Below are 12817 nucleotides of genomic sequence, written 5' to 3'. Positions count from 1 at the left end.
ACCAAGCATCAGCTTTTCAGACAAGTGTTTTATTGATACGTCTGGTTTAAGTAAGTCAGCAACTCTTTTGAAAGCTCTGTTGCAGAAGTACCTTCCGCCTTATCCTCTAAAAATTCTACGACTGAGTAATTTTGTTTTTCTGAGTCAAAAGCATATAGAAAGCTGTTTTCTTGCCCTTTTTCGTCCTGCTTCTGCTTGATTTCAGCTGTTCCAGTTTTAGCAGCCAGCGGAATATTCAATGCTGCTAAACTATGAGCCGTACCGTTTTCATCACTAACAACTGCTTGCATATCACCATTAATAATGTCTGCGGAGCTAGCTTTGATAACATCTTTCTTGTCTATCGTGTCCTTATCAGCGATCAGTTTAGGGTAGACCATTGTTCCTTTGTTAGGAAAGACAGAATAAGCAGTTATTTGTTGAATTGGATTCATCAATAATTGTCCTTGTCCATAGCCTGTATCTGCTAATAATATCTCAGAATCAAAGCTGTCTTTGCTGGATATTTGGGCTTTATCCATTGCAATCGGTAAATCCAAGTCCTTTCCAAAGACAAATTTATTTAATCCTGTTCGGAAAGTTTTTTCTCCCATTTTCAGTGTCTCTTGTGCCATATAAATATTGTCTGAATAGACTAGAGCCGTTCTTAAATTAACCGGACTTACATCGGAAACACGAGTTACCTGATAAGACCCCCATGAACTATCTTTCTGCCACTTCAGGCCGTTGATCGCTAGTTCTTCATTTGGATTCAGAGTTCCCGCATCTAAACCAATGGCTGCGGTAATAGTCTTAAAGGTAGAACCTGGTGCATAGCCAGTGGCAAAACGGCTCATAAATGGTTGATTCTTGTCGTTGCTGTACGCATCATAATCAGTTTGACTAATACCGTTCGTCATTTTATTCGGATCAAAACTTGGTGAACTAGCCGCAACTAATAAATCTCCGGTTTTTGGAGCCATTACAACACTTGAACCTGCTTGACCATTTAATCCATTATAAGCGATTTGCTGAGCGCGGCTATCAATTGTTAACTTAACATTTTCGCCATCCTTTTTTTCAACTGTTTGTAAAACCTTTTTCTCATTGCCTTTACTATCCAAAATGGCTAATGAGCCGCCATCTTTTCCACGGAGCTGCTTGTCTAAAGCCCTTTCCAGTCCGCTGCGTCCGATTAAGCTATCACTAGCAAGATCATTATTTTTTTTCATATCTTCAGCCGTTACTTTGCCGACATATCCAATTAGTTGCGCAGCAGCTTCTTTTAACGGATAGGTTCGACCTGTTGTTTCCTTAACTTCTAATCCTTCAGGTGTTTCTTTTGGAGCCTCTGCAGTTGTTTTTAAAGGAACAAAAAAATCATCCTGTACCCAAGCCTGTGATAATGCGGCTTCAACGTCTTTAACAGTCATGCCTACGCTTTTTGCAATGGCTTCGATCCTTGTCGTTCGTTCATCCCCGCTGCCAAGATTTTTCGGAACAATACCTGATTGATAGACAGTTCCGTTTGTTGCAAGTCCCTGACCACTGCGATCTACTATCTCGCCACGTATCGCTGGATCAACAGAATAATTAATCTTGTCCTTCCCAGACATACCTGGAAAAATCAAATTCGGCTTCCAATTAATCTCTTTGCCTCCGTCGGTCAACGTACCAGAATATTTTTGGTTCTTTAATTGTCCAAATCCGGTATTTATTGATAGAGCATAAGAAAAATGAAAATCATCTCCCTGTTTATCCACCGTCAAATTTTTCAGCTTGATGTTTGAAGCGCTGATACCGGAAAAGATTGATTGGTATTTCTCCACAACTTGTTTTTTTGAATACCCACTATTCTTCATGGAGTCAGCGTTTAAGCTTTTAGGAAGCTCTTGATAGTTGCCCTTTTGTAAATGCTTCACAAAGGCTTGGATCGTCTCTTCCCCTTGCTTTTTAACTTGACTTGTTTGGTAAGCTCGCACACCGAAAAAGCCGGCGATGAGCACTACAATGATACCGATAAGAATAATCGGCCCTTTATTCATTTCTTTTTTATTACGTGTAGTTCTATCCATAATAAGATTCCCTCCCTAGCATCTTTCATCCTCTTTCTTTATACTGTAAAAAAAGGACGTGTTAATTATGAATCACTGTTACCTATTTATTGGACCAAGCGGCTCAGGAAAAACCAGCTTGGCTGAAAAAGCCTTCGCTCCTGAACAAAAGATTGTATCCTATACGACGCGTGCTCCGCGTAAAGATGAAATACACGGGCGTGATTATTATTTTGTTTCTAAAAAAGAGTTTAAGCAAATGGTGAATCACGATCAATTTGCCGAATACGATGTTTATGATGAACACTTTTATGGTATTGCTAAAGAAACTCTGCGCGAAGCATTGGCTGCCGGCGATTGCTATGATCCAATCACTACGACCGGCTTTATTAACCTGCAGCGTCTCTTTGGCGATCAAATGGTCCCCATTTGGATCAGCATCTCCAAAGAAACAATGATTGGTAGACTTGAAAAACGCGCATCTGCAGAAGATCTAAAACGGCGTTTGGCTATTTTTCAAGAAGACCAAGAAAGCTTCGTTCGTTTAAAAAAATATTCAAATCTAATCGAGATCGATGGTGAAGCTTCTTTAGATGAAATGCTTCTTCAATTACGCAAGGCTCTGAAATAATTGGAAAGCCTTGCGTTCCCCATGCTCAAACGGAAAATGAATCATGCCGCAATAGGTGAAGCCGCATTTTTCTATTAGAGCCAGCATCGGCTGGTTGGCAGGATACGTATCAATTCGGATATCTTCATATCCCAAAGCTTGTGCTTTTTTGATTGCTGAGGTTAATAAGTTCTTCCCCAAACCAATTCCCCGATGCTTTTGACTGACTGCCACATGATGCAATGAAACATAAGGCCCTTCGCCTCGCCACTCACCCTCAATCGCTTCATAGACTGGATCTTTTCCAGCGATCAGAGCCGCTGTACCAACAATCTCGCCCCCTAAAGTCAATACATAACTCGCTTTTTTACGTATGTCCTCCCGAATTACTGCCTCATGAGGTTCATGTCCATCTTGCCACTGAGGAGAGCCTTGTTCCTTTAGATATTGCTTGGCCTCATCGATAATAAGTCCGATTGCCGGCAAATCCGACAGAGTACTTGGTCGAAAATCAACTACTTGTTCATTGGATTCGCTTATTGCTGCTTCATCGCCAAATGAAAGGATTGCCTCTGCCTCTTTTTTGCCGAGTATGCCACCTAAAAGCTCACCCATTTGTTTTGCCTGTCTGACAATAAAATCTTCATCTTCATATCCCACTTTACTTCCATCCTCTCTGCCAATGATCGCCTTGCTCGAGAAAAGCTCCAATCAGTTCTAAGTGGTGTGCCAAGGACCACTTCTTGATCGTCCCTAATCCTGGAAATTTTTTCGTTTCTTGATATTTTAACAGTTCCTCTAGTCCAAGTGTCAATAATAATTGATCTTGATTACGTGAGTACCATTCTGTTAACTTGTCTAATGCTTCGAAAAACTTCCCTACTTGATTCTGCGCATTCTCATTACTATCAGACACAAAGTGCTTGATTCTTATATTAAAATACGCATCAAAATAGCTAATATGAATCGCAAGTGCGCGACTTGGACCACCTTTGTCAAAATAACGACTACCTTCAATCGTGTAATCACTGAACCCGATTGAATCAGATGCAAAGTACAGATGCTCATCACCAAAAAAATCATCTGCTTTTTCAGCGTAATCAGCAATATTTTTTCTCGAATGGAAGGCTTCTCTGAGTAAAATTTTATTTGGAATATCTAAAATTCTAAATCTTCCTTGATCTGGAATAACCGTAAGATCATCACTCTCAATAGCAAACATTCCTGTTTTACGGGGAGAATGAGCATTGAATAAATACAGCTCCGCGTCAAAAGGATTCTCTTTAGTTACGATCTCTGCTTTTTTTACACTAGTAGAATCACTTAAATTCCAGTCAAACCGCTTTTCTTCAAAAAGCTTGGCGGTTCCGACTTGCGGATTCATTATTAAATAACAAACAATATCGTTTTCGTCAAATAATTCGATCGTTTTCTTTAAGGTCGCCGAATCACGAACGGGTTCAATAATAGGACGAATAGATCCTGACCAGCGTTGTTCTTTGATTAAGGTGGTGACTGCTAAAAGATCGAACTGTTTTCCTCGTAAATATGGATAGTACATTAAAAATCACTCCAAGGGTTCAGTCGGCCGTCGTCGTACCTGTCTTTGTTGACGTAAAAATTCGTAATCCTGCTCTAATGCTCGAAGCTCCTCTTCTAAACTTTCGATGCGAGCAGATTGGACGTCTTCAATAAACCGCTGATAATAATTATTTTCCTGTAAACTGTCTTTTTCATCTAGACGCCGGCGCAACTCATTGTATAGCTGCTCCGTCGAGAAAAAGCTCGTGCCGTAGGACATTCGTTTAGCTTTTTGTACTTCACGAAATAGCGACGCTGTAAATCGTTGCGTCAATGCAAGATCATCCACCAGTAAGTCTCTTCTCAAAGGCTTTTTAGCTATGAAAAAGGTTCCGTTTGCCGGCAAATCCTCTGACTTTGTATATGGACGATACACTAAAACACCAATCTCATTTGGAATGTCTTCTTGCACCTTTTTAAAAAGTTCCTCTGTCAAAACAAAATAATTGTAGTGTCCAATAAAAGAAAGCTTCGCCTTTGAATAAAAATCAGCCTTGGTGACTTTTAATTCATAGCAACGCCATTCAGTCATATTTGGCTTAAAGAAGCAGGCTAGTGTATCAACGATCCCGTTCTCGTCAGGCATCGTTACCTCCTCGACAACGATCCCTCCCAATTCAATGCAATAATAATATAAAGCCTTTTCGATTTCTTGTGTTAATGTCGTTTTCATAATCTCACCATGGGAACGTATTTTCGTAAACTTTAGCATATTTGCATTAAAAAAAACAGAGGATATCCTCTGTTTTAAATAAAATATGAAAGATCACTAGCAGGACTAGGATAAGCGAAAATTAATTTCTCAATTTCCTCATGAGTCATTTTCTTCGTCAAAACCAGTAGAAAATAATTAATTATTTCATCCGCCAATTGACTTAAGCAAGTAATCGCGACCACTCTATTTTCTTCATCATAGACAAATTTTATTTTAGCCCCTTGATCATTGATTCGTTGATAGGTGTACCAACTAGATAAATCTGTTGTCTCAGAATGATATTTCTCTGAATGAGCAGCAAGCTCTTTTTCACTTAAACCGATTCTAGCCAAGCGTTGATCCCCAAAGACAATTGTCGGAATCAATGGGTACTCAATCGCTTCGACATCCTTACTCATGGCATTCACAACATAGCTTGCTTCGAAACCAGCGACGGGGGTAAGTTTTGGCGCATTTTTTGCTACAACGTCTCCACAGGCAAAAATATTCTGTTGAGATGTACGCAAATGATCATCGACCTTGATCCCCTTTTTATCATATTCGACCCCAGCTTTTTCTAAATTCAAGCCTTCAACATTTGGAATTCGGCCGGTAGCTCCAATAACCATATCAGCTGCCAACTCAAAGTTTTCGCCAGTAATTTGATAAGCTGGATACATTAACTCTACAGCTTTTGTGTCTACGTTAAAGTGAAACTGAATACCCGCTGCCTTCATGTGATCTACTAGTCCCAGCACCATCTCCTGATCGAATTCCTTCAAGGGCCGATCATTGTGGTGGATAATATGAACTTCAGCACCTGCGGCATTAGCGATTACTGCTAACTCAAATGCGATATAGCCTGCACCAATAAAAGCGATTTTATTTGGTAAATGCTCCAAAGCTAAGAAATCCGTACTGCTTTGCAGCAAATCTTGTCCTTCAATTGGCAATACCGCTGGCCGTTGTCCGGTTGCGATCAAAAATTGCTCCGCAGCAAGTGTTTGATCATCAACGATAATTTGGTTAGCATTAATAAAACTTGCCTGTCCTTTATACCGATCAATCTCCGCAGCATCCAAACCAGCTGTCGTATTTTTTGGAACATCGTCTGTGTAGCTTCTTTTGAAAGCCATCAAGTCTTCCCAAACAATTTTGGGCGTCTGTTCAAATCCTTTTCCGATCATTGTTTCAATCCGCTTTTGTGCTTCGACGCCACTCATCAGCATTTTTTTTGGGTCACATCCACGATTTGGGCAAGTCCCGCCCCATAAATCTGACTCAATGATCGCGACAGATTTTCCTTGTTCCTTTAAGGTATAAGCGGCAGAATTTCCAGCCGGTCCGCTGCCGATTACTATTGCATCATATTTTTCCATTCTTAACCCTCCTGGCTCAAAAAACGAAAGACATCGCTACGATTAATCAAGCCGATTGGTTTTCCATCACGTTCAATAATAAACGCTTCTTTTTCGGCTAATAAATCAAAGACTTCACTTAGACTGGTATCCATAGTTAAACTTTGCAAATTAAAATCTGTTATTGTCCTTTGGTAAAAACCGCCATTATACAAGACTTCCAATGTTTGCGTGTAGACTTCGTCAGTCGTTTCATCAAAAAATTCTTCAACAAACCGATTTGCAGGATTCTTTTGGATTTCTTCAGGTGTGTCACATTGAATCAACTTGCCTTCATGCATTACAGCAATACGACTGCCGATTTTCATTGCTTCCTTCATGTTATGTGTCACAAAAATAATCGTATTGCCTAATTTTTGATGCAGCTCTAATACAAGGTCCTGTAAACTCGCTCGCGAAATCGGATCAAGCGCACTAAAGGGCTCGTCCATTAAAACAATATCTGGTTCTGAGGCAAGTGCACGGATAATACCAATTCGCTGCTGCTGTCCGCCAGATAGTTCACTAGGCATCCGATCTCGAAACTGTTCAGGCTCCATATCGACTTCCTTCAGCAACTCATCTACCCGCTTATTACGGCGTTCCTTGTCCCATCCAAGCATGTCTGGAATAACTTCGATGTTTTCTTTCACACTCATCGTAGGGAATAAAGCGATTTGCTGGAGAACATAGCCAATCTGCCAACGAAGCTTCTGAATATTGTAATCCTTAATTCGTTTATTTTTAAAATAGAGATTGCCGTCAGTCGGTTCGATCAATCCGTTGATCATTTTTAAAGAAGTTGTTTTCCCGCTTCCTGAAGGACCAACCAAGACGAATATTTCTCCTTTTTTAACTGAGAAATTCAAATCCTTTAAAACGACATTCCCTTCAAATTCTTTACTAACGTCTTTAAATTCAATTATCGATTCCATCTATTTCTCCTCCCCAATGATGTTTTCTTTCACTAAGAAGTCATGGGCAACTTTCGCTGGCTGCTCTTTCTTCACGTTGACCCGGTAGTTCATTTCGATCATTTGATCTTCTGTGATCTTACCAGCTAATCGGTTCAAGGCTTTAACAACTTTTGGATGCTTATCCGCAAATTCTTTCTTCATTAAAGGGGCGCCTTGATATGGCGGGAAAAGATGTTGATCGTCTTCGAGAGTTACTAACGCATATTGCTTAATCTCGCTATCAGTAGAGTAAGCATCGATAACATCGACGTCACCAGTATTGATCGCTTGATAGCGTAGTGCAGGCTCCATACTTTGGACAGAGCTCAATTTCACACCATATTTGTCTTGGATTCCACGATAGCCGTCTTGGCGATCAATGAACTCTAATGTGAAGCCTGCTTTTAATTGATTCTGTTGCGCTTGGAGCTGAGAAATCTTGGTGATACTGCGCTTCTCTGCTTCGTCTTTCTTCATGGCCAAGGCGTACGTATTTTCGTAATCCATCGGTTTCAATAAACGCATGTCAAACTGCGAATCTAATAATTTATTCGCCTCTTGATACGTTTTTTCTGGTGATAAATTATCAGGTGTATTTTTCGGAACTTTTACTAAACTTTCTAGAACCGTTCCAGTAAACTCAGGATAAATATCAATTTGATCACTTTTTACCGCGCTGAATAAGAAACTCGTTTTTCCAAAATTCGGCTTCAATTCTACATTGATTGAAGCATCTTCATCCTTGATTACTTCTTTGTACATATTGATTAAAATATCTGGTTCTGAGCCCAGTTTTCCGGCAATCGTCACCGTCTCTGTTCCAATCGGATTATTTTGTGCAAAGAAGATTCCGCCAATACTTAAACAGATTACCCCTAGTGCAATGAGAGTCGCTTTACCGCTGCGATTCTGTAAAAAGCGAATCAATGTACTAAAAATGATTGCGAGTAAAGCTGAACTGATAGCCCCTATTAACGTTAAGTTGGGATCGTTTCGGTCGATACCAAGTAAAATAAATGTCCCTAATCCGCCAGCTCCGATCAACGCGGCCAATGTGGCAGTTCCAATAATTAGAACCAATGCTGTACGAACGCCGGAAATAATTACCGGCATCGCCATAGGCAGTTCAACACGCATCAATTTTCGCATCCGAGACATCCCAAATGCGTCAGCTGCTTCTTCAATTGACGGATCAATCTCAGCTAAGCCAATATAAGTGTTTTGGAAAATCGGCAACAACGCATAGACAACTAACGCAATCAACGCAGGAACAGTGCCGATACCAACAAATGGAATCAGTAATCCTAACAATGCCAAAGAAGGAATCGTCTGCAAAATACTGGTTATTTGCAAGACAACCTCCGCCATTTTTTTCCGCTGACTTAGTAAGATTGCCAACGGTATTGCAATGACGACTGCGATCAATAAGGCACTCAAAGAAATCGCTAAATGTTGAAAGATCGCCGATAAAAGCTCGTCCTTTCTTTCACTAAAAGTATTCATTAATTCATTCATAAAATATCCTTTCAAAATTATGACCTATTTTCAGTATAACTTAATCAAAAAGGGAGGCAAAAAGATTGGCTCGAGTGAAAAGTAGTATAATAGCGATGAACACCAAGTAAAGAAAGCAGGAAAAAAATGAAAACAATCGAAGAATTAAAGAAAATCAAACTAATTAAACAGGATAAGTCCTATTCATATTTGAATTCTCATCATTATAATTGGTTCAAAGCTATTGATTTAAATTTATTGAACAGTGATGGCTTCACTAACTATTTTTTACGAATCAAACAAAATGAGCCCGCCATTTTTGATGCATTGCAAGAGAATGTCTTGAATGCGACGGTTATTGGTTTTCAGAAAGCATTATCTGATGCAGACAGCTTCATTTTAGCAACTGCCGCGTGGGCCTCTGGTTTCGTTCCCGAAAACTCAATAAGAGCAATGCAGGATTTCGATCATTACTTAACAAATTACACAATACAAAAAGAACCATTAATTGGAATCAATCAAATGAACGCTGATTTCAATCGAGTCTTGATGCAGCATTTGCCAAAAGTACGCCGCCAAGACCTACGTTTAATTTATCGACTGCTCCTGTTGAGAGAAGCCTCTGCAAATCAGATTTCCGAAGAGTTGAGTACACTAAACGAACCTACTAGAATACGGACCGAAGAAATGTTGGAACTTTTTCGATCGATCTAACTAAAAAAGGAACGACTTTTTTTGTGAGTCGTTCCTTTTTTACTACTCATCCGCTGCTACTAGTACATGCCACTGTTTTAGCTCGTAACGGTAAAGTCCACTTTTAATCACAGGATCTGCCTCAGAAATTGCAGCCGCTTCTGTCAGATTCTCCGCTTCAAAAATCACCATCGCACCGTCGATTATCTCAGTGGACATATCACCAAATACTCCTGCTGTCAGATATCGCTCCTCCGATAGCTGTTTCAAATATTGGGCAGAATCCATTGCTACTTGGTCCGTAACCTCGTCCTCTCCAATTTTATAATCCGTCCTAACAAATAGCGTACTTTCCTTTTTCATTTTTTTCTCCTTTCCTATAACAAATAATTGTTTTCTTTATTTGCAACTTGTAAGCGATGAAGGTCGTAAGTAGCATATCCAGCAGCGACTAATGGCTCTTGCTGACAAATGGTCTCTGCCTCCTCGTAGCTTTTGGCTTTGAGGATGAACATCCCTGCCATTCCAGGATACCCTTTGAAGGCCCCCGCCAATTCAATATTCCCTTCAATATCTAAATTGCGTAAATTTTCTACATGAGCGGTCACTCCAGCTTTGTTTAATTTACGATACTCTTTCGTTTTTTTGATCATCATGACATACAACCATTCTTCCATGCTTTTTCCTCCTAGTTATATTTTTCTGCGATTTTCATCGCACGCTTTTTCACTTCTTTTTGCGCCTCTACCGGTTCGATAATTTCCATATAATGACCAAATGAAAGCAGTCGATGGTATGTCCACTCATTTAATGGATATTGGACAGTTACTAAAAAACTGCCGTCTGAGCATCGCTTAACCTGATCCTCATGAAACTCATCGAACAAACGATAAGCCATTTCAGGTGAAAAGTGTAATTTGAATAATGTATAATCCGCGCCATACGCAGAATTAGTTAATGAGAAACCCTCAGGCAACATGCGTTCAAAAGTCTCAACTGTAACATGGATTCTTTTCATACGCGATAAACGGAATACTCGAAAGGCTTGATTATCATGGCAGTAGCCGACGATATACCAAGCGTGCGATTTGAAAATCAAACGCAGGGGATCAACTTTTCTTTCAGAGCGCTGTAGTTCGGAATTAAAATACTCGAAGGTCAACACGTACTTTTTGGTGATGGCTCTCCGCAGTTCTGCGATTGTAATTTTCTCTTCATCGCTGCTTCCCCAATAACTAAAGTCAATTTCAAGCCATTCGTCTGATAGTGGCTGATCAAACAGCGCACCGATTTTATTCAGCGCTTGCTCAGCATCTGGATAATTTGCTGCTTGTAGGATTTGCAATCCCTGATACACCTGGATTTGTTCTTCCGTCGTCAAAAAGGATTTGTTCAAGGCATACCCATCCATCAATGAGATTCCCCCGCCAGCTCCTTTTTTTGACAAAATTGGAATACCAGACAACGTCAACGTTGTAATATCGCGATAAATCGTTCGTGTTGAAACATTGAAGTACTCTCCCAACTCTTTTGCAGTAACTTGTTTATGGCTGACAATATAAAAAATCATTCTCACCAACCGTTCGATCTGCATAAAACTCCGTCCTTTCAGTAAAACTATACCAACAATAATGCGACAACAAGCTGTCATATTAGAAAAAGAAAAAAAGATAAAACATTTTTTACCATGTTCTATCTTTGTTTTTCTTACGACAGTTCATTAATTTCTCGATCGATTAATGCGAGGGAAAGCTTCAATGCTTTGACGCGTTCCCTTGATAATGTAATCTGAGCCTTCATATTTCGGCCAACTGCCTGTTTTTCTTCTAGTGATAGAATTGCTTGCTCAATTTTATGCAGCGTTGAAGTTAATGATTTTTTTGCAGCTAAATAATCTGATAGCTCATAGTCATTCAAAATACGTCACCTCTTTAAGTAATTATAACAAAAAAAGCCTCCCCTTAAATAAAGAGGAGACAAACTTTCTTGATAAATTAGCGAATACCCAAAGCAATCCGCGCATAACGGCTCATCTTATCGGTGGTCCATGCTGGATACCAAACAAGCTTCACTTCTACATTCGTTACTTCTGGAATTTCAGCTAAAGCTGATTGGATACTATCGGTCAGCACATCTGCCAACGGACATCCCATAGTGGTCAAAGTCATTTTGATCACAGTATTCCCAGTTTGTTCAAAATCAACTTCATAAATCAAACCAAGATTGACAATATCAATCCCTAACTCTGGGTCAATGACTGATTCTAAAGCGGTCAAAATAGTCTCTTTAATTTCAGCAACTTCTGTATCGGTCCATTTTTGTGTGTTTTCTTCCACCTGCTCCACTCCCTTTCGAGTTTCAAGAGTATTTTACTCTATCCAGCGACTTTTGTAAATGAGAATTGAAACCTGTTCATTCTCAATTGACAATCATTATTTGCTCACTTGGGATTTTTTTAACAGATTTTGTTCATCTTGTGTCAAAAATGTTCCTACAACAGAATCCGTTGCGACGATGTTAGTAAATGAGTTTGGATCAACATCTGCTACCACTTGTTTTAGTGTGTATAATTCATAACGAGTAAAAACAATCATGATTACTTCTCGTTCGCTGGAGCTAAAACCGCCGCGAGCTGGTATAACGGTCAAACCACGAAGCAGCTCACGACTCAAAGCCGCGCACATTTCCGAACTTTTGCTAGTGTTGACAAAAGCAGTCATCTTCTGGTGACTCGTGTGGACATAGTCAACAACTGTACTCATAGTAAAAATTGTGATGATCGTATACAGCGCGCTTTCCCAAGTAAAGAAAAAACCTGCAACAACGACGATGACACCATTTAATAGCATCATGTAGTTTCCGACTGTCCGTCCAGTTGTTTTTGATAACAAAAGCGAAATAATATCTAGACCGCCAGTCGTAAAACCAAATTTCAATGAAAGCCCTGCACCGATCCCCAGCAATACACCACCAGTAATCGCATTCATTAATACATTATCAGTGACTTGCCCAACAGGTACGAATGTTGTGAAGATGGACATCGAGATCACGTTGGCAAAACTCAAGATCATCGCAGACTTTCCTAATTTAATAAAACCTAAAATGAATACCGGAACATTCAAAAGAAAAATCAAAATTCCGGTGTCAATCGATAGACCTGCATTTGAAAGCAAGTGCTCTGCAATTTGAGCAATCCCAGTCATACCAGCTGAAAAAACATTTGCTGGAATCAAGAAATAATTCAAGCCGACCGCCCCGGTCAAACCAGTAAATAGAATGACAAGGATTTTTTTTGCTAAATCCTTGGATGTATAATTAATAACCTTCTGCATCCGATATTCCCCCTTCAATTCAAACCT

15 protein-coding genes are annotated in these 12817 nt (G+C 39.8%); 2 read left to right on the top strand and 13 right to left on the bottom strand.

The window, feature by feature from the left end; all coding sequences use genetic code 11:
• Positions 1-29: 29 nt before the first annotated feature.
• Positions 30-2054 carry a penicillin-binding protein PBP4(5) gene (gene pbp4 / locus JZO85_RS16575; protein WP_207109631.1) on the bottom strand — a complete coding sequence of 675 codons (2025 nt, stop codon included), beginning with the start codon at positions 2052-2054 and terminating at the stop codon, positions 30-32.
• Between the two features lie 67 nt (positions 2055-2121).
• On the opposite strand from pbp4, the gene JZO85_RS16570 reads away from it, so the two are divergent.
• Positions 2122-2664, top strand: coding sequence for a guanylate kinase (locus JZO85_RS16570; protein WP_207109630.1), 543 nt, complete (start codon positions 2122-2124; stop codon positions 2662-2664).
• On the opposite strand, the gene JZO85_RS16565 is transcribed toward JZO85_RS16570, so the two are convergent.
• The 6 genes from JZO85_RS16565 to JZO85_RS16540 form a co-directional block, all read right to left on the bottom strand.
• Positions 2644-3303: a GNAT family N-acetyltransferase gene (locus JZO85_RS16565; RefSeq protein ID WP_207109629.1), complete on the bottom strand. Its 660-nt coding sequence runs from the start codon at positions 3301-3303 to the stop codon at positions 2644-2646. The two genes, JZO85_RS16570 and JZO85_RS16565, sit on opposite strands and share 21 nt — an antisense overlap.
• Before the next feature lies 1 nt (position 3304).
• Positions 3305-4204 (bottom strand): sce7725 family protein, encoded by a 900-nt coding sequence (locus JZO85_RS16560; RefSeq protein ID WP_207109628.1) that lies wholly within the window; start codon positions 4202-4204, stop codon positions 3305-3307.
• Between the two features lie 6 nt (positions 4205-4210).
• Complete coding sequence (locus JZO85_RS16555) at positions 4211-4897, bottom strand: hypothetical protein (RefSeq protein WP_207109627.1); 687 nt, start codon at positions 4895-4897, stop codon at positions 4211-4213.
• A 74-nt stretch (positions 4898-4971) separates the two neighbouring features.
• Positions 4972-6297, bottom strand: coding sequence for a dihydrolipoyl dehydrogenase family protein (locus JZO85_RS16550; RefSeq protein WP_207109626.1), 1326 nt, complete (start codon positions 6295-6297; stop codon positions 4972-4974).
• A gap of 2 nt (positions 6298-6299) precedes the next feature.
• The gene (locus JZO85_RS16545) at positions 6300-7250 is read right to left on the bottom strand and encodes an ABC transporter ATP-binding protein (protein WP_207109625.1); all 951 of its coding nucleotides are present in this window, start codon (positions 7248-7250) and stop codon (positions 6300-6302) included.
• Positions 7251-8786, bottom strand: a complete 1536-nt coding sequence (locus JZO85_RS16540; RefSeq protein ID WP_207109624.1) for an ABC transporter permease/substrate-binding protein — start codon at positions 8784-8786, stop codon at positions 7251-7253. It abuts the gene before it with no gap.
• 126 nt (positions 8787-8912) lie between these two features.
• On the opposite strand from JZO85_RS16540, the gene JZO85_RS16535 reads away from it, so the two are divergent.
• The gene (locus JZO85_RS16535; protein WP_207109623.1) at positions 8913-9479 is read left to right on the top strand and encodes a hypothetical protein; all 567 of its coding nucleotides are present in this window, start codon (positions 8913-8915) and stop codon (positions 9477-9479) included.
• Positions 9480-9521: 42 nt separating this feature from the next.
• Here the strand turns inward: JZO85_RS16535 and JZO85_RS16530 are convergent, their stop codons facing one another.
• From JZO85_RS16530 to JZO85_RS16505, 6 genes are all read right to left on the bottom strand, one after another.
• Entirely contained in the window at positions 9522-9821 is a 300-nt protein-coding gene (locus JZO85_RS16530) for a YciI family protein (protein WP_207109622.1), read from the bottom strand.
• A gap of 14 nt (positions 9822-9835) precedes the next feature.
• Positions 9836-10135, bottom strand: a complete 300-nt coding sequence (locus tag JZO85_RS16525; protein ID WP_207109621.1) for a YciI family protein — start codon at positions 10133-10135, stop codon at positions 9836-9838.
• Between the two features lie 11 nt (positions 10136-10146).
• Positions 10147-11052, bottom strand: coding sequence for a helix-turn-helix transcriptional regulator (locus tag JZO85_RS16520; RefSeq protein WP_207109620.1), 906 nt, complete (start codon positions 11050-11052; stop codon positions 10147-10149).
• Positions 11053-11165: 113 nt separating this feature from the next.
• Positions 11166-11375, bottom strand: a complete 210-nt coding sequence (locus JZO85_RS16515; protein ID WP_207109619.1) for a hypothetical protein — start codon at positions 11373-11375, stop codon at positions 11166-11168.
• 77 nt (positions 11376-11452) lie between these two features.
• A complete protein-coding gene (locus JZO85_RS16510; protein ID WP_207109618.1) occupies positions 11453-11794 on the bottom strand; it encodes an iron-sulfur cluster assembly protein in 342 nt (113 codons plus the stop codon).
• 96 nt (positions 11795-11890) lie between these two features.
• Entirely contained in the window at positions 11891-12790 is a 900-nt protein-coding gene (locus tag JZO85_RS16505; protein ID WP_207109617.1) for a YitT family protein, read from the bottom strand.
• Positions 12791-12817 lie beyond the last annotated feature (27 nt).

The organism is Candidatus Enterococcus murrayae, assembly GCF_017315985.1.
In the GTDB taxonomy this organism is placed as follows: domain Bacteria; phylum Bacillota; class Bacilli; order Lactobacillales; family Enterococcaceae; genus Enterococcus_A; species Enterococcus_A murrayae.
This window is presented reverse-complemented; position numbering and strand designations above follow the sequence as displayed.